This is a genomic window from Pseudomonas monsensis, assembly GCF_014268495.2.
GTDB classification, from domain to species: Bacteria; Pseudomonadota; Gammaproteobacteria; order Pseudomonadales; family Pseudomonadaceae; genus Aquipseudomonas; species Aquipseudomonas monsensis.
Map to the genome: position 1 here is coordinate 3,286,844 of NZ_CP077087.1, position 25,389 is coordinate 3,312,232.

18 protein-coding genes are annotated in these 25,389 nt (G+C 60.3%); 11 read left to right on the plus strand and 7 right to left on the minus strand.

Annotation, left to right across the window (positions count from 1 at the left end):
* The first annotated feature begins 71 nt into the window (after positions 1–71).
* Genes HV782_RS14515 through HV782_RS14535 form a run of 5 tightly spaced genes read left to right on the plus strand, consistent with a single transcriptional unit; the run spans position 72 to position 6,625 of the window.
* Complete coding sequence (locus tag HV782_RS14515) at positions 72–3,572, plus strand: response regulator (RefSeq protein ID WP_186745999.1); 3,501 nt, start codon at positions 72–74, stop codon at positions 3,570–3,572.
* Positions 3,572–4,405 (plus strand): CheR family methyltransferase, encoded by an 834-nt coding sequence (locus tag HV782_RS14520; RefSeq protein ID WP_123468515.1) that lies wholly within the window; start codon positions 3,572–3,574, stop codon positions 4,403–4,405. The genes HV782_RS14515 and HV782_RS14520 overlap by 1 nt, the downstream gene beginning before the upstream one ends.
* On the plus strand, positions 4,402–4,995 hold the full coding sequence (locus tag HV782_RS14525) for a chemotaxis protein CheB (protein WP_186746001.1): 594 nt from the start codon (positions 4,402–4,404) through the stop codon (positions 4,993–4,995). The genes HV782_RS14520 and HV782_RS14525 overlap by 4 nt, the downstream gene beginning before the upstream one ends.
* A complete protein-coding gene (locus HV782_RS14530) occupies positions 4,989–6,203 on the plus strand; it encodes a hybrid sensor histidine kinase/response regulator (RefSeq protein ID WP_123468519.1) in 1,215 nt (404 codons plus the stop codon). Before HV782_RS14525 ends, HV782_RS14530 begins: the two co-directional genes overlap by 7 nt.
* A 44-nt stretch (positions 6,204–6,247) precedes the next feature.
* Entirely contained in the window at positions 6,248–6,625 is a 378-nt protein-coding gene (locus HV782_RS14535; RefSeq protein ID WP_103304982.1) for a response regulator, read from the plus strand.
* Positions 6,626–6,654: 29 nt separating this feature from the next.
* Here the strand turns inward: HV782_RS14535 and HV782_RS14540 are convergent, their stop codons facing one another.
* The 3 genes from HV782_RS14540 to HV782_RS14550 form a co-directional block, all read right to left on the minus strand.
* Positions 6,655–8,325 (minus strand): response regulator, encoded by a 1,671-nt coding sequence (locus HV782_RS14540; RefSeq protein ID WP_186746004.1) that lies wholly within the window; start codon positions 8,323–8,325, stop codon positions 6,655–6,657.
* Positions 8,322–9,824, minus strand: a complete 1,503-nt coding sequence (locus tag HV782_RS14545) for an ATPase domain-containing protein (protein WP_123468524.1) — start codon at positions 9,822–9,824, stop codon at positions 8,322–8,324. Before HV782_RS14545 ends, HV782_RS14540 begins: the two co-directional genes overlap by 4 nt.
* A 158-nt stretch (positions 9,825–9,982) precedes the next feature.
* Positions 9,983–11,038, minus strand: a complete 1,056-nt coding sequence (locus HV782_RS14550) for a tetratricopeptide repeat protein (protein ID WP_186746006.1) — start codon at positions 11,036–11,038, stop codon at positions 9,983–9,985.
* Positions 11,039–11,209: 171 nt separating this feature from the next.
* On the opposite strand from HV782_RS14550, the gene HV782_RS14555 reads away from it, so the two are divergent.
* The 3 genes from HV782_RS14555 to HV782_RS14565 are packed head-to-tail and all read left to right on the plus strand — an operon-like array spanning position 11,210 to position 14,502.
* Positions 11,210–13,342: an FUSC family protein gene (locus HV782_RS14555; protein ID WP_186746008.1), complete on the plus strand. Its 2,133-nt coding sequence runs from the start codon at positions 11,210–11,212 to the stop codon at positions 13,340–13,342.
* Complete coding sequence (locus tag HV782_RS14560; RefSeq protein ID WP_123468531.1) at positions 13,332–13,532, plus strand: DUF1656 domain-containing protein; 201 nt, start codon at positions 13,332–13,334, stop codon at positions 13,530–13,532. The genes HV782_RS14555 and HV782_RS14560 overlap by 11 nt, the downstream gene beginning before the upstream one ends.
* Positions 13,533–13,560: 28 nt before the next feature.
* Positions 13,561–14,502 carry an HlyD family secretion protein gene (locus HV782_RS14565; RefSeq protein ID WP_437180120.1) on the plus strand — a complete coding sequence of 314 codons (942 nt, stop codon included), beginning with the start codon at positions 13,561–13,563 and terminating at the stop codon, positions 14,500–14,502.
* A gap of 140 nt (positions 14,503–14,642) precedes the next feature.
* Here HV782_RS14565 and HV782_RS14570 read toward each other — a convergent pair whose 3' ends face one another.
* The 4 genes from HV782_RS14570 to HV782_RS14585 form a co-directional block, all read right to left on the minus strand.
* Complete coding sequence (locus tag HV782_RS14570) at positions 14,643–16,064, minus strand: efflux transporter outer membrane subunit (RefSeq protein ID WP_186746013.1); 1,422 nt, start codon at positions 16,062–16,064, stop codon at positions 14,643–14,645.
* Positions 16,061–19,240, minus strand: a complete 3,180-nt coding sequence (locus HV782_RS14575; protein ID WP_123468537.1) for an efflux RND transporter permease subunit — start codon at positions 19,238–19,240, stop codon at positions 16,061–16,063. Before HV782_RS14575 ends, HV782_RS14570 begins: the two co-directional genes overlap by 4 nt.
* 15 nt (positions 19,241–19,255) lie before the next feature.
* Positions 19,256–20,509, minus strand: coding sequence for a multidrug efflux RND transporter periplasmic adaptor subunit MexE (mexE, locus tag HV782_RS14580; RefSeq protein ID WP_128616485.1), 1,254 nt, complete (start codon positions 20,507–20,509; stop codon positions 19,256–19,258).
* Positions 20,510–20,770: 261 nt separating this feature from the next.
* Positions 20,771–22,510 carry a dipeptidase gene (locus HV782_RS14585; protein WP_186746016.1) on the minus strand — a complete coding sequence of 580 codons (1,740 nt, stop codon included), beginning with the start codon at positions 22,508–22,510 and terminating at the stop codon, positions 20,771–20,773.
* Positions 22,511–22,778: 268 nt separating this feature from the next.
* Here HV782_RS14585 and HV782_RS14590 point away from each other — a divergent pair, with 268 nt between their 5' ends.
* The 3 genes from HV782_RS14590 (at position 22,779) to HV782_RS14600 (ending at position 25,351) form a co-directional block, all read left to right on the plus strand.
* Positions 22,779–22,994, plus strand: coding sequence for a hypothetical protein (locus tag HV782_RS14590; RefSeq protein WP_186746018.1), 216 nt, complete (start codon positions 22,779–22,781; stop codon positions 22,992–22,994).
* A 56-nt stretch (positions 22,995–23,050) separates the two neighbouring features.
* Entirely contained in the window at positions 23,051–24,292 is a 1,242-nt protein-coding gene (locus HV782_RS14595; protein WP_186746020.1) for an MgtC/SapB family protein, read from the plus strand.
* Between the two features lie 135 nt (positions 24,293–24,427).
* Complete coding sequence (locus HV782_RS14600; protein ID WP_186746022.1) at positions 24,428–25,351, plus strand: universal stress protein; 924 nt, start codon at positions 24,428–24,430, stop codon at positions 25,349–25,351.
* Positions 25,352–25,389 lie beyond the last annotated feature (38 nt).

The following is a 25,389-nucleotide window of genomic DNA, read 5'->3' on the forward strand; positions in this document are numbered from 1 at the left end:
GAGAAAAATGGAACCACTGTGCCGTTTTGGGGCAAACTCTCTGGTTTTCAACAGTTCGACAAGGCTGCCCCATGTCCTCTCCGTCTTCGGTTGATGAACAACGGTTTCGTAAACTCCTGAGTCGCAACATCAGCCTGCCCTTGGGCGTCGGCCTGGTCAGTGCCGTGTTCTTCGTCTCGCTGATCACTTATCTGCTGTCGGTCATCCAGTGGGTCGAGCACACCGATCGGGTGATCAATAACGCCAACGAAGCGGTGAAGCTCACCGTGGATCTGGAAACCGGCATGCGCGGATTCCTGCTCAGCGGCGACGAGCATTTCCTCGACCCGTACGAGACCGCCAAGCCACGAATCAATGTGGCGCTCAACACCTTGCTTGAGCTGACGGCCGATAATCCGGTGCAAACCGATCGTCTGCGCCGTCTGCAGGCGTTGCAGGTCGAGTGGGCCAACTACGCGCAATCGATGATCGATTTGCAGCGTTCCAGCGGCGATTACCGCGGCGCGGTCAAGGCGGGGCGGGGCAAGCGGCTGACGGACGAGATTCGCAAGCAATTCGAAGACGTGATTGACACCGAGCAGATGCTGCGCACCACGCGCAATGAGGACGTGCGCCGGACCACGATCTGGAGCATCAGCCTGTACCTGTTGTTTATCGCCGGTATCAGTGGCTTGCTGGCCTACATCGGCCGCCGCGATCTGGTCAATCTGTCGACCAACTACAGCGCCAACCTGGCCGCCCAGCAAGCCAGTGCCGCACGTTTGGAGCAACAGGCCTGGCTGCGTAACGGTCAGACTGAACTCGCCGAGCAAGTGCTGGGCCAACTCACGCTCAATCTGTTGGGCCGCAATATTCTGCAATTCTGCGCGCAATACCTCGGTACGGCCGTGGCCGCGCTGTATGTGCGTGAAGAACACGGCGGTCTCAAGCGCGTGGCGACTTACGGTTTCTCCCGCTTGCAAGAGGAGAAGGACCAGTCGATCAACAATGACGAAGGCATCGTTGGTCAGGTGGCCCGCCATGCGCGGTTGATTCGCCTTGATTCGGTGCCGTCCGATTACTTCAAGGTCAGCTCCGGTCTGGGTGAAGGCCTGCCGCACAGCGTACTGGTCGTGCCGACCAGCGATGATGACCGGGTCAACGGCGTGATCGAACTGGGCTTCCTGCGCCCGCTGAACGATCGCGATATCGAACTGCTGGAACTGATCGCCGGCAACATTGGCACGTCCATCGAAGCGGCACGCTATCGCCAGCGCTTGCAGGAAGTCCTCGCCGAAACCCAGCAGCTCAACGAAGAGTTGCAGGTGCAGCAGGAAGAACTGAAAACCGCCAACGAAGAACTCGAAGAACAGTCGCGGATTCTCAAGGAATCCCAGGCGCATCTGGAAACCCAGCAGATCGAGCTGGAGCAGACCAACGAACAGCTGGCCGAGCAGGCGCAAACCCTGGCCGAACAGCGCGACGCGATGGATCTGAAGAACACCGAACTCAATCAGGCCCAGGTGCAGCTCGAAGAGCGCGCCGAAGAACTGCAGCGCTCGAGCAAGTACAAGTCCGAGTTCCTCGCCAACATGTCCCACGAACTGCGCACACCGCTGAACAGTTCGCTGATTCTGGCCAAGCTGCTGGCGGAAAACCCGCAGGACAACCTCACTGCCGAGCAGGTGAAATTTGCCGAATCGATTTACTCGGCCGGTAACGATCTGCTGAACCTGATCAACGACATTCTCGACATTTCCAAGGTCGAGGCGGGGAAACTGGAAGTGATTCCGGAGAACACCAGTGTCGCGCGTCTGGCAGACAGCCTGCGCAACGTGTTCGAACCGCTGGCGGCGGACAAGCGCCTGACCTTCAGCGTTGACTTGCAACCGGACGCACCGGTGACCCTGTTCACTGACCGCCAGCGTCTGGAGCAAGTGATCAAGAATCTGCTGTCCAACGCCGTGAAGTTCACCGAAGCGGGCGCGGTCAGCCTGACCATCACTGGCCAGCCCGATAATCGTGTCGCATTCATCGTGCGCGATTCGGGTATCGGCATTGCCGCCGATCAGCAGGAAAGCATTTTCGAAGCGTTCCGGCAGGCCGATGGCACGACCAACCGCAAATACGGCGGCACCGGCCTGGGGCTGTCGATCTCGCGGGATCTGGCCACGCTGCTGGGCGGCTCGATCAGTGTCAGCAGTGCCCCGGGGCAGGGCAGTGTGTTCACCCTGGTGCTGCCGCAGCAGTACAGCGAGTCAGCCAGAATCCCGAACACACCGATGGCCTATACACCGCCGCCGTTGCCGACCCCGGTGGTCAGCGCGCCGGTCGTACCTGCGGCATCGCCGATGGCTCCGGTGCACATTCCACGGTTTGCCGATGATCGCGACAAGGCGCCGTTCACCACCCGCTGCATTCTGGTGGTGGAGGACGAGCCGAATTTCGCCCATATCCTCTACGACCTGGCGCATGAACTGGGTTATCAGTGCCTGGTCGCCCACGGTGCGGACGAGGGTTATAACCTGGCGAGCGAGTTCGTCCCGGATGCAATCCTGCTCGACATGCGTCTGCCGGACCATTCCGGCCTGACCGTTTTGCAGCGCCTGAAAGAGCATCCCGGCACCCGGCACATTCCGGTGCACGTGATCTCGGTCGAGGACCGCGTCGAAGCGGCGATGCACATGGGCGCCATCGGTTATGCGGTCAAACCGACCACTCGCGAAGAACTCAAGGACGTGTTTGCCCGTCTCGAAGCCAAGCTGACGCAGAAGGTCAAACGCGTGCTGCTGGTCGAGGATGACGACCTGCAGCGCGAAAGCATTGCGCGCCTGATCGGCGATGAAGACATCGAAATCACCGCCGTGGGCCTGGCCCAGGACGCTCTCGAGCTGTTGCGCACAACGATCTACGACTGCATGGTCATCGACCTGAAGTTGCCGGACATGCTCGGCAACGAGTTGCTCAAGCGTATGTCCACCGAAGATATCTGCTCGTTCCCGCCGGTGATTGTCTACACCGGGCGCAACCTGACGCGCGATGAAGAAGCCGATCTGCGCAAGTATTCGCGCTCGATCATCATCAAGGGCGCACGCTCGCCTGAGCGTTTGCTGGATGAGGTCACACTCTTTCTGCACAAAGTCGAATCGCAGTTGTCCCATGAAAGGCAGAAGATGCTCAAGACTGCGCGCAGCCGCGACAAGGTCTTCGAAGGTCGCAAGGTGCTGCTGGTGGACGACGATGTGCGCAACATTTTCGCCCTGACCAGTGCGCTGGAACACAAGGGCGCAGTCGTGGTGATCGGTCGTAACGGCCGTGAGGCGATTGAAAAACTCAATGAAGTCGAGGACATCGACCTGGTGCTGATGGACGTGATGATGCCGGAAATGGATGGTTTTGAAGCCACCACGGAAATCCGCAAGGATCCGCGCTGGCGCAAACTGCCGATCATCGCGGTAACGGCCAAGGCCATGAAGGATGATCAGGAGCGCTGCCTGCAGGCGGGCGCCAATGATTACCTGGCCAAGCCCATCGACCTGGATCGCCTGTTCTCGCTGATTCGCGTGTGGTTACCGAAAATGGAACGCATTTAGTGGAACGCAGTAGCTCCGTTGAACGAAACAGCGAAATTGAATTGCGCTTGCTGATCGAGGCTATCTACCTCAAGTACAGCTACGATTTTCGCGATTACTCCGGCGCCTCGATCAAGCGCCGGGTACAACACGCGTTGACCCAGTTCGAATGCGCAACCATTTCGGCGCTGCAGGAAAAGGTCCTGCACGATCCGACCGCGTTCATGCAGTTGTTGCAGTTGCTGACGATTCCGGTCAGCGAGATGTTCCGCGATCCGTCGCACTTCCTCGCCATTCGCAAGGAAGTGGTGCCGTTGCTGCGCACCTATCCGTCGATCAAGATCTGGATCGCCGGGTGCAGCACGGGCGAGGAGGTCTATTCGATGGCGATCCTGCTGCGCGAGGAAGGCTTGCTCGATCGCACGATCATTTATGCCACCGACATCAATCCGCGCTCGCTGGAAAAGGCCAAGCAGGGGATTTTCTCGATGGAGAACGTCCGGGCGTACACCGCCAACTACCAGCAAGCCGGCGGCCAGAGCTCGTTTTCCGACTACTACACGGCTGCTTATGGCTATGCGATTTTCGACAAGAGCCTGTGCGAAAACGTGACGTTTGCCGACCACAGTCTGGCGACCGACAGCGTGTTCTCGGAAACCCAATTGATTTCCTGCCGTAACGTGCTGATCTATTTCAACAAGAAACTGCAGGACCGCGCTTTCGGGCTGTTCCATGAATCGCTTTGCCATCGCGGTTTCCTGGTGCTGGGCAGCAAGGAGACGCTGGATTTTTCCAGCTATGCCAATCAGTTCGAGCCACTGGTGAAGCAAGAACGGATCTACCGCAAATCATGAACGAGACCGTGGATTTGCCTCGCGTCGAGGCGATTGTGGTCGGGGCTTCCGCCGGTGGCGTCGAAGCGTTGCTGTCGCTGCTCGGGCCGCTGCGCCGGGGCTACGCGCTGCCGATCATTGTCGTCCTGCACTTGCCGGAAGAACGTCGCAGCCTGTTGGCCGAAGTTTTCTCCCGGCGGTTGGAGATGCCGGTGCACGAGGCCGTCGACAAACAGGACATTGCCGCCGGCACCGTTTATTTCGCGACGCCGGGCTATCACCTGTCCGTGGAGGAAGATCGCAGCCTGTCGTTGAGCCTTGAAGATCGCGTGCATCATTCGCGGCCGTCGATTGACTACCTGTTCGAATCGGCCGCCGACGTCTACGGTCCCGCGCTGGCCGCCGTTCTGCTGACCGGCGCCAATCACGATGGCGCGCGCGGCCTGGCGCAAGTCAAACACCGTGGCGGTCTGACCATTGTCCAGGATCCCGAAGAGGCGCAAGTCGCCACCATGCCCCGGTCTGCGCTGAAACTGCAGCAGCCGGACCATGTCCTACCCATTCACGGCATCGGCCGTCTGCTTGTCGAGCTGGAACGAATCGCATGCTGAGTAATATCCAAGCCAAACTGCTGATCGTCGACGATCTGCCGGAAAACCTTCTGGCGCTCGAAGCGCTGATCAAGCGCGAAGACCGCAGCGTGTACAAGGCGCTGTCAGCGGACGAGGCATTGTCGCTGTTGTTGCAGCACGAATTCGCCATGGCCATCCTCGACGTGCAAATGCCGGGCATGAACGGCTTTGAACTCGCCGAGTTGATGCGCGGCACCGAGAAAACCAAAAACATTCCGATCATCTTCGTCAGCGCTGCCGGCCGTGAACTGAACTACGCGTTCAAGGGCTACGAGAGCGGGGCGGTGGACTTCTTGCACAAACCGCTGGATATCCACGCGGTAAAGAGCAAGGTCAACGTCTTCGTCGACCTCTACCGCCAGAGCAAGGCCATGAAGCAACAGGTCGAAGCCTTGGAGCAGGCGCGCCGTGAGCAGGAAGCGCTGCTGCAACAACTGCAGAGCACTCAGCTGGAACTGGAGCAGGCGGTGCGCATGCGCGACGACTTCATGTCCATCGTCGCCCACGAAGTACGCACGCCACTCAACGGCCTGATCCTGGAAACCCAGTTGCGCAAGATGCATCTGGCGCGGGACAACGCCGCCGCGTTCACCCTCGACAAGATGCACGCGATGGTCGACCGCGACGAGCGCCAGATCAAAAGCCTGATTCGCCTGATCGAAGACATGCTCGATGTCTCGCGCATCCGTACCGGCAAACTGTCGATCCGGCCGAACCGTTTCGATCTGTCGCAGTTGGTGGCCAACCTGCTGCAGAACTTTGCCCAACAAATGGAGGCGGCGGAAACCGAAGTGATTTTCACCGCGCCGGCGCCGGTGGAAGGTCACTGGGACGAGTTCCGTATCGAGCAGGTGGTGTCCAACCTGCTGACCAATGCCCTGCGTTACGGCGGCCGAAGCCCGATCCAGGTGCGCGTTTACCGTGAAGGCGATGAGGCGCGGGTCGAGGTTCAGGACCGCGGCATCGGCATCAGTGCCGAGAATCAGAAACGTATTTTCCAACAGTTCGAACGGGTCTCCGCCAAGACGGTAGTGGCCGGGCTCGGGCTGGGTCTGTTCATTTCCGAGCAGATCGTCGCCGCCCATGGCGGTTCCATCGTCGTCGAGAGTGAAATCAACGAAGGCGCCCTGTTTCGCGTTTGTCTGCCAATCCAGGAAAACGGCAAATCCGACGCAACCTCTGAGTGACCGCACGGTCGTATCAGCAGCTATTGACCGAACAAAGGCTTCCCATGAGCGTAGATGCACAAGATGTAGTACTCGTCGTCGAGGACGAACCGGTTATCTTGATGATCCTGACGGATTACTTGTCAGGACAGGGGTATCGCGTATTGCAGGCCGAAAACGGCGAGCAGGCGTTCGAAATTCTTGCGAGCAAACCGCATCTGGACATGTTGATCACCGATTTTCGCCTGCCTGGCGGCATTTCCGGCGTGCAGATCGCCGAACCCGCCGTGAAGCTGCGACCCGATCTCAAAGTGATCTTTATCAGCGGTTACCCGCAGGAAATCCGCGAGACCGGCAGCCCGATCACGCGCAAGGCGCCGATTCTGGAAAAGCCCTTCGATCTGGACGTATTACAGGAAAAGATCCAGGAACTGCTCGCCTGACCTCATCAGCGCCCCTCTACAGGCGCTGTTCAGGTGTTGATCATCTCGCGCACCTTGGCGGTGAGCAGATCGAAGGTGAAAGGCTTGGTGATCATCTGCATCCCGGAGTCGAGGAACCCGCCGCGCACGGCAGCATGCTCGGCATACCCGGTAATGAACAAGACCTTGAGACCCGGACGATACTGCCGTCCGACCTCTGCCAGTTGCCGGCCATTCATGCCCGGCAGGCCGACATCACTGATCAGCAGGTCGATGCGCTGGGTTGAGTTGAGGATCGGTACCGCGCCATCGGCATCGCTGGCCTCGACGAAGGCATAACCCAGTTCACTGAGCACCGCGCTGACCAGCAAGCGCACGGCCGGGTCGTCTTCGACGATCAGCACGGTTTCACCATGCAGTGCCTCGGGCGCCTGATAAGCGATGTCTTCGGAGCGCGAGAGTTCTTCACCGCGAAAGCGCGGCAGATAGAGTTTGACGGTGGTGCCCTGATCGATTTCGCTGTCGATCGAGACGTGACCACGCGATTGTTTGCTGAAACCGTAGATCATCGACAGACCCAGGCCGGTGCCCTGACCGATGGGCTTGGTGGTGAAAAACGGGTCGAACGCCCGACTGATCACGCTCTGTGGCATGCCGCTGCCATTGTCGGTAACGCTGAGCATCACGTAATCGCCGGGTTCCAGGTTGTCGTAGGCCTCGGTGAGTTCGCGGTCCAGGACCTGATTGCTGGTCTCGACCACCAGTTTGCCGCCCTCGGGCATCGCGTCGCGGGCATTGAGCACAAGGTTGAGCAGAGCGCTTTCCAGTTGATTCGGATCCGCCTCGGCTACCCACAGCCGGTCATTCAGACGCATGTCCAGCTGGATGCTTTCGTTGAGGCTGCGTTGCAGCAGTTCGCCCATCGACTCCACCAGTGCGTTCATTTGCACGGCTTTGGAGTCGAGCGATTGCCGGCGGGAAAATGCCAACAGACGGTGGGTCAGGCCCGCCGCGCGGTTGGCCGAGGTGACGCCCAGGTCGATCAGGCTGTCGAGGTCATCCGTGCGCCCACGGGCCAGACGCCGACGCAGCAGTTCGAGACTGCCGATGATCCCGGTGAGCATATTGTTGAAGTCGTGGGCGATACCGCCGGTGAGCTGGCCGACCGCTTCCATTTTCTGCGACTGCCGCAAGGCTTCTTCGTTGTGCCGCAGTTGCGCGGTGCGTTCCTCGACTTGTTGTTCGAGAGTCTCCAGCGTCGATTGCAGGCGCCGTTCACTTTCACTCAGGTCGATCAGGCGGTCACGTGCCTCGTACTGTCGTCGGCGTCCGCGCAGGGCGGCCGAGACCATACTGACCAGCGTCGCCGGATGAAACGGCCGTTCAAGGAACGTCACGTTACCCAGTTGATCACTCAGGCGCGAAGACGGGCCCTGTTCCTGGCCGCCATGATGGGTCAGCAGCACGATCGGCATGTCCGACCATGCCGGTTGCTGTTCAAGGTAATCAAATAACGCCTCAAGATCCGGGCCACGCAACGCTTCGGCGGCGATCAGCAGCAGCCCGGCGCCGGGCTCCAGTTGCTCGCATAACGCACCCAGATCCGGTGTGATCTGGCCGCCGAAGCCCGCTTCGTTGAGGATCATCAGGGCAACCTGGCTGTCGCGACCCATGGGCGCCAGGATTAGCGCGCGTTCGGCCAGAGGTACCGACACCGTCACAATATTTCTTCCTGCAGCAGCGGGTTGCTCGCGCCAAGATAGGTGGGCACTCCGCGCAGCACGCCCTGGAAGGCATCAAGCGGTTCGCCGATGGTCATGCCCTGAGAGGAAATCCGGTATTCGCGGATGGTCGACTCATGGCTGCCGGTACGTTTCTTGATGATGGAAATCGCCCGGCGGACTTTGCCGATGGCTTCGAAGTAGCGCAGCAGGATCACCGTGTCGGCCAGGTAAGTGATGTCGACCGGAGCCTGCATGTCGCCCACCAGGCCATGCTGGGCAACAGTCATGAAGGTCGCTGCACCCTTGCGGTTCAGGTACAGCAGCAACTCGTGCATGTGCAGCACCAGCGCGTTCTCTTCGGGCATGGCGGCCTGATAGCCGTTGATACTGTCAATCACCACGGTTTTGATGTCGCGCTCATCGACGCAACGCCGCACCCGGTGCGAAAACTCGCCCGGCGACAGCTCGGCGGCATCGACTTGCTCGATCAGCAGATTACCGGTGGCCTGCAGGGCCTTGAGGTCGATGCCGATATTGCGCATGCGCTCGAACAGCAGGCCCAGCTCTTCATCAAAAATGAACAGGGCTGCTTTCTCGCCCCGGCCCACGGCCGCTGCGGCGAAGATCATCGAGATCAGCGATTTACCGGTACCGGCCGGGCCGAGGATCAAGGTGCTGGAGCCGGCTTCGACACCACCACCGAGCAAGGAATCCATCTCCTTGATGCCGCTGGTCAATTGCAGGCGCGGGTACTCACTTCGATGTTCAGCGGCCACCAGGCGCGGGAAGACATGCACGCCGTCGCCCATGATGGTGAAGTCATGGAAGCCCCCACGGTATTTTTGCCCGCGATACTTGATCACCCGTATGCGTCGACGTTCGGCGCCGTAGTTGGGTGTCAATTCTTCAAGGCGAATCACACCGTGGGCCACGCTGTGCACGGTTTTGTCGAGGGATTCGGTGGTCAGGTCGTCGAGCAGCAGAACGGTGGCGTCGTAGCGCACGAAGTAGTGCTTGATCGCCAGAATCTGTCGGCGGTAGCGCAAGGAGCTTTGCGCCAGCAGGCGAATTTCCGACAGACTGTCGAGCACCACGCGAGTCGGTTTGAAGCGCTCGACTACTTCGAAAATCTGCTTGGTCGCTTCGCCCAGTTCCAGGTCGGAGGAGTACAGCAGACTCTGTTGATGCTCGGCATTGAGCAGGCTTTCCGGCGGCGTCAGCTCGAAGATTTCGATGTTCTCATTGAGCTCCCAGCCGTGGGACAGCGCACCCTGGCGCAGCTCACGCTCGGTTTCCGACAGCGTGATGTACAAACAGCGTTCGCCAGCGCTGGCGCCGGCCAGGAGGAAATGCAAAGCGACGGTGGTTTTGCCGGTTCCGGGTTCACCTTCAAGCAAAAACACATGTCCGCGAGACAGGCCACCGGCCAGGATGTCATCCAGACCCTCGATGCCGGTAGCGGCTTTTGCACTGATCAACGCGTTAGATGTAGACAAAAAATGCCCTCTCATGACTAGGGGAGGCGAGGCGCTTTCTTGAAAGCGTTCGCCTGAAATACTTGACCCTCGTCAGGGATGGCAGTTCCGATTTTTATTTCGAGAGCCTTGAGGATGTGTGCTGAAACCCCCGGCAGGCTGCGATCTGTCGATCGTGTTCAGAGCCCTTGTTGCAACGCCGGATCATCCGGATTCAACTGTTCCAGCTGCGCCTGCAGAATCTGCACATTCTGCAGCTGTCCGCTTTCTTTCCAGTAACTGATCAGCAGCACTCGCGCTTTGCGATCGGCCGGGTGCCGCTGGACGATTTCCTGCAACTGCTTCTGCGCTGCTTCCAGCTCCTCCGCGCTGTGCAGCGTGGTAGCGAGGTCATAGCGATAATCCTTGTTGTCGGGTTCGAGCTCGACCGCTTTGGACAGGCCGAGCAGGGCATATTCGCGTTGGCCGTGGTGCAACAGCCACAGCCCGAGGGCATGTTGCAGATACGCGGAGTCGGGCTGGGCTTTCAGTTGCTGCGCGAGCAGTTGCCGGGCGGCGTCGCTCTGACCCTGGCGGTCGAGCACGTCGATCTGCATGACCAGGGCCTGCAGGTTGCCGGGCTCCAGACGCAGAGTATTGTCCAGCGCGACCTGGGCTTCTTTGAGTTCAGCGTTATGCAGGTAGAGACGCGCCAGTTGAGCGTAGGTGGCGGCGCTTTCCGGTTGCGCCTTGAGCGCCTGCTCCCAACCGTCAATCGCCTGCTGCAACGGCGCGAAATACAACCCCAGTTCATCCGGCGTCAGGCCGAGCAGGGCATTGATGGCGGCAAAGCGAACGGTCTGGTCTTGATCGTCGAGCATCGGCCCCAGCAACAGGCTGCGCTGCCCGCCAGGCACCAGACCGACCACGCTGTGGATCGCCGCCAGCCGCACCTCCGGGGCTTCGTTTTGCAGGTCGGCGTCAGCCAGTTTCAAAGCCTGCGGGCTCGGATAGTTAGGCAATTCGGCGTGCAGCCAGACGCGGCGTTTGATCGACAGATCCGGTCGACCCAATTGCTGATACAGCTGACGTGCAGCTCCCGGCTGACCGGTGCGGGCAGCGCTCAGCGCTTCGCTGTAACCACGCCGGATGGCTTCCGGAACGACCGGGGCCGTGCTGCGCAAAGACAGCCACGCCACGACGACAACAAGCACAAGGGCAAGGCTGATAAACAGGTAGCGGCGCGATGAAGACATGCAGGTTTCCGTGAACTGGCGTTTTTTTGGCAGAACGGCAAGCTTCGGTCAGCGAGCGCCATGAGTCAAACCCATACCTGCGAATCGCCCTACAGGTTGCGTCGACTCTGTGAACCGTCACGCTTTCATGGCAGTGTCTACGCTAGCAGGAGTTACTTTACGAGTGTGCCCATGCAAGCGCTGTTCACTTACTTCAAAGCGGTCATTCACCCCAGCCAGGCAGTTCTGCTGTTCGCGTTGCGCACCATCGCCGCCGGCCTGCTGACGCTTTACCTGGCGTTTCTGTTTGATCTGGACCAACCGAAGTGGTCGATCATGGCGGTAGTGATCGTCAGTCAGCCCCTGGCTGGAATGGCGCTGGCGCGCAGCTTTGGCCAAGTGATCGGGACAACGCTGGGCGCTGCGGTGGCGGTGCTGATCATGGCGATTTTTCCGCAGGCGCCATTGCCGTTCATTGCCACGCTGGCGCTTTGGCTGGCGCTGTGCACGGCGGGCGGTACGCTGTTGCGTTACACCAGCTCTCAGGCGTTTGTACTCAGTGGCTACACCGCTGTGGTGGTGGCATTGCTGGCGATTCCGGATCAGGACGGCACCTTTTTGCTGGCCGTCACACGTGTCACCGAAACCCTGCTGGCTGTGGCGTGTGTGTGCGTGGTGAGTTTGTTGACCGCGCGGCCGGAGGCGGTGGCCAAGGGGTATTTTGCCAAAGTCGATCAGGTCATCAAGCTCGCTGCCAGCCACGCCGCTGCCTTGTTGCGTACCGAAGAAAGCGACGCCGAGTTCCAGCGCCGACAAATGCAGTTGCTTGGTGAAATCAGCGCCCTCGAGGGCTTGCGTCGGCACCTGTATTTCGACGCGCCACGGTTGCGCAGTGCCAACAATCTGGTGCTGCTGTTGGGCAATCAGCTGATGTTGCTGACATCCCGGTTGACCGCGTTGCGCCATCAGCGAGAACTGCTGACCGAGCGCTGGGAGGGTGAGTTGCCGCTTGAGGTCCAGCGCCTGCGTGGTGAAGAACTGGCGCTGTTCGATCAGTTGGCGGAGCAGGGCCGATCGCTGCCCGCTGAACGGCGGCATGCCTTCGTGACGCTACAGCAACAGTTCGAAGCGCTGGCCTACGAGGCGGAACAACTCACCGAAGACATGAGCGCGACCCTGCGTTCCCTGGCATGGGCCTTGCGCTGGGAACAGGCGCGGCTGTTGCAGCAACTGGAGCAGATACTTGAGTTGAGCGATGCGATTCAGGACGGGCGCGAGGCCAGTTGCCTTCATCGCGGTCAGGCCAGCCCGCTACATCTGGATTTCACCCTGGCGACGATGAACGCTGTCCGCGCCTTTACCGCGTTGCTGGTCGCCGGGCTGATCTGGATCGAAACCGCCTGGGATGGTGCGCGGGGCGGAATGATTCTGGTGGGCATCCTGTGCTCGCTGATGGCCACGTTTCCTCGCCCGCTGATGGCGGCGCAAAGCTATGCCCGTGGCCTGGGCCTGGCGCTGCTGGTTTCCGCGCTCTATCAATTCATGCTGGTACCGGCGATCAGTGATTTCGAACTGTTGGCGTTGTTGCTGGCACCGCTGCTGTATGTAATCGCGGTCGGCCTCTCGAGCCCGGCGACGGCGGGGATCGGCATGGGGCTGGGGCTGTCGAGTTTTCTGATGCTTGGCCCGCAGAATGTCGGCACCGGGCAGAATACGGCGATTCAATGGTTCGAATTCGCGGGCGCCTATGTCAGCGCGGCCATGCTTGCGCTGCTCGTCTACGCGTGGATTTTTCCGTTCCGTCCGGCCTGGCGTCTTCGCCGTTTGTACAACGAAGCACGTGAGCAGGTGTACCAGTTGACGAAAGTGCCCCCCACGGATGCGGAGCAGTTTGCTTTCGAAAGTCGCATGGTCGACCGTTTGACCAGCATGCTGGGCCTGTTGCCGGCCGTGAACGACCGTGACATGCAGCAACGGTATGAAATCAGCTTGGCGTGCATCGCGCTGGGAGTGGCGATGCATCAGCTGCGCCAGCAAGCGCAGAACAATGGGTTGCTGTCCGATGCCTTCAATCAGCGCCTGTCCTCGGCGTTGCGCCATACCGGGCGCTTTGTTGCCGGTCGCCCGGATGTCCGGCAAGCGCCGCTCACCGAATTGCATGCGCTGGGCGATGAGCTGGATGATCTGCACATTGCCAGTCATGAACACCTGTGGTCGGTGTTTCGCATGCGCGTGGCCCTGTTGATTGTTGTGTCATTCCTCAAGCGCCACGGCGATCAGCTGCAGCGCACCGTCCCGGAAGGAGAGCCGGCCCTTGCCCATTGATTTCGAAATTGGCGGCGTTTACCTGCCGCCCATTGCCCAGGCCCTGTTGCTGGCCATTCCGGTCTTCATGGTGCTGGACTGGGGCCTGCGACGGCTGGGGGTCTTGCGACTGGTCTGGCATGAGGCGCTGTTCGAAGGCGCTTTGTATGCCTGCGTCTGTGCCACGCTGATTCTGTTGATGGGAGCCTGATGCTTTGAAAGTGTTAGTGACGCGATTGATGACCTTGGCGGTCGTCATGCTGGCGATTGTGCTCGGCTGGTTTGCCTGGGAGCATTACACCCGTGCGCCGTGGACCCGGGACGCCCGGGTGAGGGCGGATGTGGTGACCTTGTCGGCGGATGTATCGGGGCGCATCGTCAGTCTGGCAGTGCAGGACAACCAGCATGTCGACAAAGGCCAGTTGCTGATGGAAATCGACCCCGCGCGTTATCGCCTGGCAGTCGAGCATGCGCGGCGCTCCGTTGAAGTGGCGAAGGCAACGCTGGGGCAATCCCAGGCCACGATCGTCGCCAGTGAAGCGCTGCTCAAGCAGCGCCAGAGCGAAGAACGTCGGCGGCGTATGCTGAAACAGGGGTTTGCGATTTCTGGTGAGGAGTGGGAGAAATCCAGCACTGATGTGGCGGTGGCGCAGGCCGACCTGTTGCGTAACCAGGCCAACCTCGGGCTGGCGCAAGCCAATGTGCAGTTGGCGATTGCTGCACAGACCCAGGCGGAGCTGGACTTGCAGCGCACTCGCGTCGAGTCTCCGGTCAGCGGCTATGTCACCAATCTGCTGACCCGACAAGGCGACTACGCGGTGGCCGGCGGAGCGCTGTTGGCCCTGGTTGACAGCGATAGCTTCTATGTCAGCGGTTACTTCGAAGAAACCAAGCTGCCGCGTATCGGCGAGGGTGACCGGGTGCGTATTCAGTTGATGAGCGGAGAAACCTTCGGTGGCACGGTGCAAAGCATCGCCTTCGCCATTGCCGACCGGGAGAACGCCCCGGGCAGTCGGCTGCTGGCCAACATCAACCCGAGTTACACCTGGGTGAAACTGGCGCAACGAGTACCGGTACGGATCGACATTGACGGCGACTATGCCGGCAAGAACCGGCTTCGCGCGGGCACTACGGCCACCGTTACCGTCCTGGAAAACCCAAAGCCTCAAGCAAACCACTGACCCTTGTGGGAGCGAGCAGGCGTGCTCCCACAAAGTTTCACTGACTGAAAGTCAGGCACAAAAAAGCCCCGCGACCGAATGATACGCGGGGCAAAAAATTGGTTGGTTGCGGCCAACCAAAGGAGCTCTTTAACAATCGTTTACTTGCTGGCTACCGTCTCCGGTTGCCAGCCGCCACCGAGGGCCTTGTAGATCGCGACGATGCCGCGATACAGATCGACTTCGGCCTGGGCCTGGCTGTCTTCGGCGTTCAGACGCTCACGCTGTGCATCGAGCAGGACGAGGAAGTCCGTGGTGCCTTCGCGGTAACGAATCTCGGCCAGATCGGCTGCCTTGCGGCTCGATTCACTCTGGCGGATCAGCGAAATCAGGCGTTGCTGACGTTTGCCGTAATCGCTGAAAGCGTTTTCCGACTCTTCCAGGGCCAGCAGCACTTGCTGCTCGTAGGTCGCCAGCGCGCCTTCGGCATCGGCATCGGCGCCGCGCAAACGGGCACGCACGCTGCCAAGGTCGAACGCCGCCCAGGTGATGCTCGGGCCGAGCGCCCAGGCGTTGGCCGCCGAGGAGCCAATTTGCGAACCGCGCCCGGCCGTCCAGCCGAGGAAACCGCTGAGGCTGACCCGTGGGAACAAGTCCGCTTTTGCCACGCCAATTCGGGCAGTCGCCGAGGCCAGTTTGCGTTCGGCACTGAGGATGTCCGGACGCCGTTGCAGCAGCTCACCCGGGTCACCGATCGGCAGCGCCTTGGCAATGGCAGGCAGCTCTTTCGGGCTCAGGTCGACGGTCAGTTTGTCCGGGCGCTCACCCAGCAGGGTGGCGATACGGTTCTTCTGTCGAACCTGTTCGGCCTGCAATTGCGGCACGCTGGCTTCGACCGAGGCCAGACGCGCATCGGCACGTTCGACGTCGAGTTGATCGCCCACACCGGCGTCACGCAGGCTGACGGTGATCTTGCGCGACTCTTGCTGGTTTTCCAGGTTGGCCACGGCGATCTTTTCGCGCAGTTGCGCACCGCGCAGTTGACCGTAAGCGTCCACCAGTTCGGCAATCATGGTGACTTGCAGCTGATACAGATCGGCTTCAGCCGCTTGCTGGTCAGCGTCGCTGGCCTCCAGGTTGCGCTGGATGCGTCCGAACAGGTCCAGTTCCCAGGCCATGTCCAGGCCCAGGTCGTAGCGTTCACTGTTGACCCGTTTAGTGGTCTGGCCGGGGATTTGCCCCTTGGCCAGATCACTGCTGGCGCGGCTGGTGATGGTCGGCATCGCATCGTTGCTGACGTCGTCGCGAATCGCCCGAGCGGCTTTCCAGCGAGCGAACGCCACGCGCAGTTGACGGTTGCCTTGCAGCGATTGAGTCACCAACTGGTTGAGGGTCGGATCGTCGAATTGCTGCCACCAGATGCCTTCGAATTTCGAACGGTCGAAGTTCTTTTGCCCGGCGGCGCCATCGGTGACGGCCGTGATGTTGGCCGCCTCCGTGGCTGGGGTCTTGTAGTCGGGGCCGACGGCGCAGGCACTGAGGGCCAGCACCAGCAGACTCGGCAGGAAGGCTTTCAGACTCATTGTTGCGCCTCCAGTTTCATGGCCTTGGCCGCTTTGCGGGCTTCGCCGCGTTCGACGAAGTTACGGATCAGTACGTAGAACACTGGCGTCAGCAACAGACCGAAGAAGGTCACCCCGAGCATCCCGGAGAACACCGCCACACCCATGGCATGACGCATCTCGGCACCGGCACCGCTGGAGAACACCAGTGGCACCACACCCATGATGAACGCGAAGGAGGTCATCAGGATCGGCCGCAGACGCAGACGGCAGGCTTCCAGAACCGCAGCCAGCGGGTCGAGACCTTCCAGCTGTTTATCCTTGGCGAACTCGACGATCAGAATCGCGTTCTTACAGGCAAGTCCCACCAGTACGATCAAGCCGATCTGAGTGAAGATGTTGTTGTCGCCGCCGGAGATGATCACGCCGGTGATGGCCGACAGCAGGGTCATCGGTACGATCAGGATCACCGCCAGTGGCAGGCTCCAGCTTTCGTATTGTGCGGCGAGCACCAGGAACGCCAGCAGTACGCAGAGCGGGAACACGAACAGCGCGGTGTTGCCGGACAGAATCTGCTGGTAGGTCAGGTCGGTCCACTCGTAGGTCATGCCGTTCGGAAGTTCATCCTTGAGCAGTTTCTCGATGGCTTTTTCGGCCTGGCCAGAGCTGTAGCCGGGGGCTGCCGCACCGTTGATTTCAGCGGTGATGAAGCCGTTGTAGTGCATCACGCGATCCGGGCCCGAGGTGTCGCTGACCTTGATGAAGGTCGCCAGCGGGATCATTTCGCCCTTGTTGTTACGCACTTTCAGCTGGCCGATCTGGTCGGATTCGAGGCGGAACTGTTGCTCGGCCTGAACGTTGACCTGATAGGTGCGCCCGAAGCGGTTGAAGTCGTTGGCATACAGCGAACCCAGGTAGATCTGCAGGGTGTCGAAGATGTCGCTGACGGCCACGCCGTGGGTCTTGGCTTTCTCGCGGTCGATGGCGGCATCGACCTGCGGCACGTTCACGGTGTAACTGGTGAACAGGCCGGCCAGTTCCGGCACGCTGTGGCTCTTGGTGATGATGTTCATGGTTTCTTTGTACAGCTCGTCGTAGCCCAGGTTGCCCCGGTCTTCGATTTGCAGGCGGAAACCACCAATGGTGCCCAGACCTTGTACCGGCGGAGGCGGGAAGATCGCCATGTACGCTTCTTGAATGTTCGCATATTGACCGTTCAGGGCGCCGGCGATGGCGCCGGCGGACATGCTCGGGTCTTTACGTTCGTCGAACGGTTTCAGGGTCACGAAGACGATGCCGGCATTCGGGCTGTTGGTGAAGCCGTTGATCGACAGGCCGGGGAACGCTACGGCACTTTCCACGCCTGGTTGTTTCAGGGCCAGGTCGGACATGCGCTTGATCACGTCTTCGGTGCGATCCAGGCTCGCGGCGTCCGGCAGTTGCGCGAAGGCCACCAGGTATTGCTTGTCCTGGCCGGGTACGAAACCGGTCGGCGTGCTGGAGAAACCGAAGAAGGTCAGCACCATCAGGCCAGCGTACAGCAGCAGGGCGATGCCGCTGCCACGGATAACCCGGCGCACGGTGCCGACGTAGCCATGGCTGGCACGGTCGAAGAAACGGTTGAACGGACGGAACAGCCAGCCACCGAAGATCTTGTCGAGCACCTTGGAGAAGCGGTCTTTCGGTGCGTCATGGCTTTTCAGCAACACAGCGGCCAGTGCCGGCGACAGGGTCAGCGAGTTGAACGCCGAGATCACGGTCGAGATGGCAATGGTCAGCGCGAACTGCTTATAGAACTGCCCGGTGAGACCGGAGATGAATGCTGCCGGCACAAACACCGCACACAGCACCAGCGCCGTCGCGATGATCGGGCCGGTCACTTCACGCATGGCGCGTTTGGTGGCCTCGACGGGTGTCAGTCCGAGTTCGATGTTCCGCTCGACGTTTTCCACCACCACGATGGCGTCGTCCACCACGATACCGATCGCCAGTACCAGGCCGAACAGTGACAGCGCGTTGAGCGAGAAACCGAACAGGTGCATGACCGCAAACGTACCGATCAACGATACCGGCACCGCCACCAGTGGAATGATCGAGGCGCGCCAGGTCTGCAGGAACAGGATCACCACCAGTACCACGAGGATCAGTGCTTCGAAGAGGGTGTGAACCACCGCCTCGATCGAGCCGCGCACGAAGATCGTCGGGTCATAGACGATGCTGTAGTCCATGCCTTGCGGGAAGCCTTTCTTCAGCTCTTCCATCTTGCCGCGAACTTCGTTCGAGATGTCGATGGCGTTGGAGCCAGGGCGCTGGAAGATCGGGATTGCGACCGCCGGCTGGTTGTTCAGCAACGAACGCAGGGCGTATTGGCTGGAGCCCAGTTCAACGCGAGCGATGTCCTTGAGGCGGGTGATTTCACCATTGTCGCCTGCGCGAATGATGATGTTCTCGAACTCTTCCTCGGAGACCAGACGGCCCTGAGTGTTGACCGACAGCTGGAAGCTTTGGGCATTCGGGGCAGGGGGCGCACCCAATTGACCGGCCGCGACCTGGCGGTTCTGCTCACGGATCGCTGTGACCACATCGGTCGCAGTCAGATTGCGCGAAGCAGTCTTGTTCGGATCGAGCCAGACGCGCAGCGAGTAGTCGCCCATGCCGAACAGTTGCACGTCACCGACACCACCCAGGCGAGCGAGCTCATCCTTGATGTTGAGGATCGCGTAGTTGGACAGGTAGAGCATGTCGTAGCGCTTGTCCGGGGAGGTCAAGTGCACAACCATGGTCAGGTCGGGCGATGCCTTGTCGACGGTGATACCGATGCGCGTCACTTCTTCTGGAAGCTTCGGCTCGGTCCGGGTCACCCGGTTTTGTACCTGAACCTGCGCGTTGTCCAGGTCAGTGCCCAGGGCGAAGGTGATGGTCAGGGTGATTTTGCCGTCGGCGGTCGACTGCGAGGACATATACAGCATGTTCTCGACGCCGGTGATGGCCTGCTCAAGCGGAGCGGCCACGGTTTCACCGATGACTTTAGGGTTGGCGCCCGGGAAGTTGGCACGTACCACCACGGTTGGCGGCACGACTTCCGGGTATTCGCTGATCGGTAGCTGGAACAGCGAGATCGCACCGGCGATCAGGATCAGCAGCGACAGCACCGCTGCGAAGATCGGCCGTGAAATGAAGAATTGGGAAAAATTCATCGGAGTTGTCGTCCCTTAACCGCGTGGGGTCGTAGCAGCCAGCTTCACAACCGAACCGGACGCGCCTTTGGCAGGGGCGACTTTGGGCAGGTTGCTGGCTTCCAGCGCTTGACGTTGTTGAGCCAGGGCGGCAATGGTTTGCTCGCTGGCCATCGGGATTACTTCAGGGGTGACCGGAGAACCCGGACGTACTCGCTGCAGACCCTTGACGATGATCGTGTCGTCCTTGTTCAGGCCAGTACGGACGATGCGCAGGCCTTCGATCTTCGGACCCAGTTCAACAGCGCGGTAGGCGGTCTTGTTGTCCGCATCCATCACCAGCACGAACTTCTTGCCCAGGTCAGTACCGACCGCTTCGTCATTGATCAGCATGGCGTTGTAGGTGCCGCTGCCGACCAGTTTCAAGCGTGCGTACAGGCCCGGGGTGTAGGTGCCGTCGCTGTTGTCGAACACCGCACGACCACGGATGGTGCCGGTTTTCGGGTTGACCTGGTTGTCGACGAAGTTCATCTGGCCGAGGTGCGGGTTGCCGTCTTCATTGGACAAGCCCATGTACACCGGGGTAGTGGCGCCGCGTTGACCGTTACGGGCTAACTGGGTGTATTTGAGGAACACGCGCTCGTCGGCGTCGAAGTAGGCGTAGACCTTGTCGGTGGACACGACGCTGGTCAGCGCTGTGGTGTCGGCGGTCACCAGGTTGCCGGCGGTGATCTCGGCACGGCTGACGCGGCCACTGATTGGCGCGGTCACGCGGGTAAAACTCAGGTTCAGTTTGGCCAGGTCCAGTTGCGCTTGCAGGGCGCCGACGGCGGCGCGGGCCTCTTGCGCAGCGCTGGTGCGCGAGTCGGCCAGTTCGGCAGAGATGGCGTTGCTGGCACGCAGGCGTTCACCGCGGCCGGCTTCGTTTTCACTGCGGGTGGCGTTGGCGCGGGCCTGGGCGACCAGGGCTTCGAGGCGGCGGACCTCGGCCTGGAACGGACGTGGGTCGATCTGGAACAGCAAATCGCCTTTCTTGACCAGCGCACCTTCGGTGAAGGCGACGTCGTCGATCTGGCCGGAGACCCGTGGACGGATTTCAACGGTTTCCGGCGCCTCGAGGCGCCCGGTGAATTCGTCCCACTCGTTGACCGGTTGTTCCAGCACCTTGGCCACGCTGACTTTCGCTGCGGGCATGGTGGCGGCAGTCTCCGGAGTCTTGCCGCAAGCGCTCATCACCAGCACGGCCAACAGGGCCAACGGGAAGCGCAAATGTTTGAGTGACTGTTCCATGGATGCATCCGCCAATGTATTGAAGATGGGCGGATGATGCTCGGCGAGGTGTGATGGCACGAATCGAATGAAGCAAAGGTAACTATCATTCGGAATGATATAAGGCTCGAGCTAGCCCTCTAGCATGCACCTTTCGTTAGGTGGCTATCAATCGGTTTGATGGTCATTTTGTGTTGCCTGCTGCGCAACGATGAGCGGCGAGGATTATCCGGCGATTAAAAAACTGTGGCGAGGGAGCCAGCTTCCTCGCCACAAATGCTGTTAAAGCTTCGGTAACTGGCCGATCCGGCCCATCATTTCCGTGACGATCTGCAGATCGAGCTGGAATTGATCGACGGTCTTGAATTCACCGTCGGTGTGGCCGGTGTACTTGACCTCCGGGCGCGCCAGACCGAATTGCACGCCATTTGGCAACTCATGCACCGACGTCGCCCCAGCGGACGTGCCGAACTCGTGTTTCATACCGAGGTTTTCCGTCGAGACCGCCAGCAGCGCCTTGACCCATTCGCCCTCAGGGTTGCGATACATCGGTTCGGCAATCGAATAGTCGAAGGCGACGGCAACGTGATTCTTCTTGCTCCACGCTGCCAGTTTGTCGGCGATTTCAGCCTTGAGCTTCTCCGGCGATTTGCCCTTCGGAACGCGCAGGTTGACCGCGAGTTTGAAGGCGTTGTCGTCCATTGCGACGTAAGTCAGCGAAGTGGTCAGCGGCCCCATGAAGGAATCGGAGAAACCGACGCCCAGTGTGTTGCCGAGGTAATCCAGGCCCCAGTTGTCGGCGGCGTACCGCGCGGCATCGGTGATGTGGTTGTGCTTGAACGCGACTTTGCCATCAAGGCTATTGATGAAGACCAGCATCCGCGCCACCGGATTGACCCCGGATTCCGGCTCGGAGGAGTGGGCCGACACCCCGGTCACCGTCAGCAAGACATTGTTGCCGTCAACCTTGGCGTTCACCTGGAAATTGCCGCCATTGCGTTTGGCAAACTCGGTACCGGCCTTTTGCAGGCTGGCGGCCAGTGCGGCCGGTTTATCGCTGACAATCGTGGCGACGGATGCGGAAGGGATCTGGTTAGTCGCCAGACCGCCGGTCATCGAGATGATTTCCCCACCTTTGCCTTCACCTTTGCGCTTGGCAAATTCGGCCATCACCGTGCCGTAGCCTTTCTCGGCAATCACCACCGGGTATCCGCCATCCAGCGCCAGGTTGTAGTTGGGCGTCGGGTTGCGCTCGAAATAGTACGGGATCGCGTCGCCGGTGGTTTCTTCGGTGGTGTCCACCAGCAACTTGAAGTTGCGGGCCAGTGGCAGTTTTTCGTCCTTGATGACTTTCATCGCGTAGAGCGTGACCACGATACCGTTCTTGTCATCCTCGGTGCCGCGACCATACATGCGGTCGCCGATCAGCGTGATCTTGAACGGATCGAGGCGGGTGCCATCCTTGAGCACCCAGTTTTCCGGCGTTACCGGCACCACGTCGGCATGCGCGTGAATGCCGACGACTTCATCGCCAGCGCCGTTGAGCGAGATCTCATACACGCGGTTGTCGATGTTGCGGAAATTCAGATGGAAGGACTCTGCCAGGCTCTTGATCTTCTCGCCGATCTTGATGAATTCCGGGTTGTCGTGCTGGGCAACGCCGTCCTTGCGATAGGTCGGGATCTCCACCAGCTCACGCAGCGTCTCGGTGGCGGCTGCGCTGTATTTCACGCGGGCATAGAGGCCGAGCAGGCGATAGATTTCGTTCTGCTGCTCAGCCGTCAGCGTTTTGTTATCCAGAAAGGCGCCAATGGCCGGGCCAATGGCGGCAGTCCTGGCCAGATCGCTCTTGGCCAGGCTGGTCAGGAACTGGCGGAAATCTGTAGTCGTTTCGGCGCTGTAGGCCTTGAGGATTTCAGCACTTTGCTGCGGAGTAATGTTGGCTTGGGCTGGAGCAGTGAAAGCCGCAAGCCCGGCCAGCATCAAGGTGGTGGCAGCCAGTTGTTTGAAAGGGAAATTCATACGAAGGGCATTCCTTTGCAGGGCAGTAAAGGGAGAGTGTCTCAACGCTGCGACACATACACATACACTTACAAACTAACACCGTGCCAGAGCCTTGCGGGAGCCCTGAAACGGGATCTGTCGCACAGAAATGCAAAAGGGACGCACAAATGAAAAAGCGAAGGCATCCACGGATTGTTGACCATTATCAACTTCCGGTCTGCAGTCCCGGCGCAAGCTCTGCCCAGTGCCGAGAATGCGGTCGACCTGCCGTTTGATCGAGGTTTCCATGAACATCAGGATCACAGAAAGACAAGCACCCCATGGCTGGGTCGTGCATCTGGATGACTGGGACGTAAACTTCAAGCATCTGGACGCGGCGCAAGACTTTGCGGGCCTGCTTCAGGCACGCATCGACGCGCCCCACGTCTGGCCCAACGCCTTCGGTCAGACGTCGCCCGCAGAGCCGGTTGTCACTCAGCGCTTGGGCGAGTGCGTTGAATGATCGCGCTGAGGTGACCGCAGGGCTGCGCTTAAAACCTCTGCCGGGTGCTACAGACCATGAATGAACTCTTCGATCTCTCTGGTGCAGCGGCAGCGCTGGGGATCGGCCTGCTCATCGGTCTTGAGCGTGAGCGGCACAAAGGCACCGGCGCTACACGTGACAGCGCCGGATTGCGCACGTTCGCCATTACCGCGTTGCTGGGATATGTCTCGCTGCAGGTCGGCGCGGCTCTGCTGCTGGGGATCATGGCGACCTGCGTGACCTTGCTGATCACCGTCGCCTATTGGCGCAGCCTGAGCGACGACCCGGGGGTGACCAGCGAAATAGCCTTGCTTACGGTGTTGGTGCTCGGCGCGTTGTGTGGCACCGCACCCGCGCTGGCAATAGCCATTGGCGTGGTCATCGCGGGGTTGCTGGCCTATCGCGACAAGCTGCATCACTTTGCCAACAGCCAGTTGAGCGAAGTCGAGATGCGCGACGGCCTGGTTTTGCTGATCGCGGCGCTGGTGGTGCTGCCATTGGCACCAGACCGTTACATCGGCCCTTACGCGGCGATCAATCTGCGCACGATTTGTACCCTGACGGTTTTGCTGATGCTGGTGGGGGCGATCGGCCATGTCGCCGTGCGCACCTTGGGCACTCGCTATGGTTATGTGGTCAGCGCAATTGCCTCCGGATTCGCCTCCAGTACGGTGACGATTGCCACCATGGGCCAACGGGCAAGCCTTGAGCCGGCCAACATCAGGACCCTCGGCGCGGCCGCAATCTTCTCTAATCTTGCCACGGTGATTCAGGTCGGGCTGATCCTCGCCACCGTTGATCCCAGTCTACTGCGCAGCGTGTGGGCGCCGTTGTGTTGCGGGTTGCTAGCCACGGCGTTGTACGGCGTCTGCCTGATGTTTCCCGACCCGGGGAGGGGAGCGAGCAGCGAGCCGATCAAGTCCGCAGGGGCATTTAATCTCAAGCTCGCCTTGGTCGTGACACTGACCATGACCGGTATCACGCTGGTGTCGTCGGCGATGCTCAGCCACTTTGGCCAGGTGGGCGTGATGCTCACGGCGACATTGACCGGCTTCGCCGACGCGCATTCCGCCACGGCCTCTGTTGCCAGCCTGGCCAAGGCCGGGCTGTTGCCTTACGACGCGATCGCTGCGCCTGCGCTGATCGCCGTCAGCAGTAACTCGGTGAGCAAATGCGTAGTGGCCTGGGTCAGCGGCGGCAAACGCTTTGCCGCTTATGTGATCCCCGGCCAGCTATTGCTGACGCTGGCGATGTGGGCAGGCACCTTGTTGCTCTAATTGATCGAAGTGGTCTTTTGCTCGGGTGATGCCCACCGATCCGTGCAGTTGCTGACAAAGATCAATTTGCCAGCGGCCGTAGCGTTCACGCTGAAGGTCTGTTTCCTTCTCGCTGGCCACGTGCCGAGGTATCCCATGTCGCAAACTCAGCGTTTACTGTTGATTGCTCCGCCCGCCATGGAACGCACGCCGGCGTTCGAGCGCGCCGCCGCGCTGGCGCTGGCCATGCAAGTGCCGCTGCACATCGTGGCCTTCGATTATGTGCAAGCGCTGGCAGTGGCCGGGCTGTTTGCTCCTGAGCAAATCCGCCTGGCCCGCGATGGTTATCTGCGCACTCATCGGCAGTGGCTCATAGAACAGGCGTCGTTGCTGGCAAGGCATCACATCACGGTCACCACCGAAGTGGTCTGGGTTCAGGATCCCTTTGCCGAGATCCTGCAGTTCATCAACGAGATGCCGGTGATATTGATCATCAAGGATGCCCGGCACGAATCCGCGCTGGAGCGGGTGTTCTACACACCGCTGGATTGGCAATTGTTGCGCGATTGCCCCGTGCCAGTGCACCTGGTGACCAGTGACACCCATCCACGCCCGCGCAATGTACTGGCCATCGTCGATGTCTTGCGTAGCGAAGAACAGGATTGCCTGTTCAATGATCAGATTATTGATGCAGCCACCCGGCTGGCTGAGCAATGTGATGCCAGCCTCGAACTGTTGCATGTGTATGACTGGGCGGCGGTTTACGCCACGGACATCGGGTTCGGCGCCTTGCCGTTGGCTACCGGGATCTATGAGGCGCTGGGCAGCGCGCAGCATGAAGCGTTTGCGGCCTTGGCCGAACGTCACGGCGTACCGGACGCGTGCCGGCATTTCATCGAGGGTGCGCCGGTGCCGAGTATCTGCGGGTTCGCCCTCGAGCATCAGGTTGACGTGATTGTCATGGGAACGGTGCAGCACCACGGTTTGAGCAAATTGCTCGGCACCACCGCCGAACAGTTGCTGCATCGAGCACCGTGCAGTGTGTTGGCCATCAAGCCGCAGCAAACCCTACAGTCCTGAAACGAGATCGCTCCAAGTATTACGGCGATGAATGCCGT

What these genes read in the sequence shown, in the direction of transcription:
- HV782_RS14515 (WP_186745999.1), top strand. Translation starts at nt 72, where the DNA reads ATGTCCTCTCCGTCTTCGGTTGATGAACAACGGTTTCGTAAACTCCTG.
- HV782_RS14525 (WP_186746001.1), top strand. Translation starts at nt 4,402, where the DNA reads ATGAACGAGACCGTGGATTTGCCTCGCGTCGAGGCGATTGTGGTCGGG.
- HV782_RS14530 (WP_123468519.1), top strand. Translation starts at nt 4,989, where the DNA reads ATGCTGAGTAATATCCAAGCCAAACTGCTGATCGTCGACGATCTGCCG.
- HV782_RS14535 (WP_103304982.1), top strand. Translation starts at nt 6,248, where the DNA reads ATGAGCGTAGATGCACAAGATGTAGTACTCGTCGTCGAGGACGAACCG.
- HV782_RS14550 (WP_186746006.1), bottom strand. Translation starts at nt 11,038, where the DNA reads ATGTCTTCATCGCGCCGCTACCTGTTTATCAGCCTTGCCCTTGTGCTT.
- HV782_RS14555 (WP_186746008.1), top strand. Translation starts at nt 11,210, where the DNA reads ATGCAAGCGCTGTTCACTTACTTCAAAGCGGTCATTCACCCCAGCCAG.
- HV782_RS14565 (WP_437180120.1), top strand. Translation starts at nt 13,561, where the DNA reads ATGACCTTGGCGGTCGTCATGCTGGCGATTGTGCTCGGCTGGTTTGCC.
- HV782_RS14570 (WP_186746013.1), bottom strand. Translation starts at nt 16,064, where the DNA reads ATGAGTCTGAAAGCCTTCCTGCCGAGTCTGCTGGTGCTGGCCCTCAGT.
- HV782_RS14575 (WP_123468537.1), bottom strand. Translation starts at nt 19,240, where the DNA reads ATGAATTTTTCCCAATTCTTCATTTCACGGCCGATCTTCGCAGCGGTG.
- mexE (WP_128616485.1), bottom strand. Translation starts at nt 20,509, where the DNA reads ATGGAACAGTCACTCAAACATTTGCGCTTCCCGTTGGCCCTGTTGGCC.
- HV782_RS14585 (WP_186746016.1), bottom strand. Translation starts at nt 22,510, where the DNA reads ATGAATTTCCCTTTCAAACAACTGGCTGCCACCACCTTGATGCTGGCC.
- HV782_RS14590 (WP_186746018.1), top strand. Translation starts at nt 22,779, where the DNA reads ATGAACATCAGGATCACAGAAAGACAAGCACCCCATGGCTGGGTCGTG.
- HV782_RS14595 (WP_186746020.1), top strand. Translation starts at nt 23,051, where the DNA reads ATGAATGAACTCTTCGATCTCTCTGGTGCAGCGGCAGCGCTGGGGATC.
- HV782_RS14600 (WP_186746022.1), top strand. Translation starts at nt 24,428, where the DNA reads ATGTCGCAAACTCAGCGTTTACTGTTGATTGCTCCGCCCGCCATGGAA.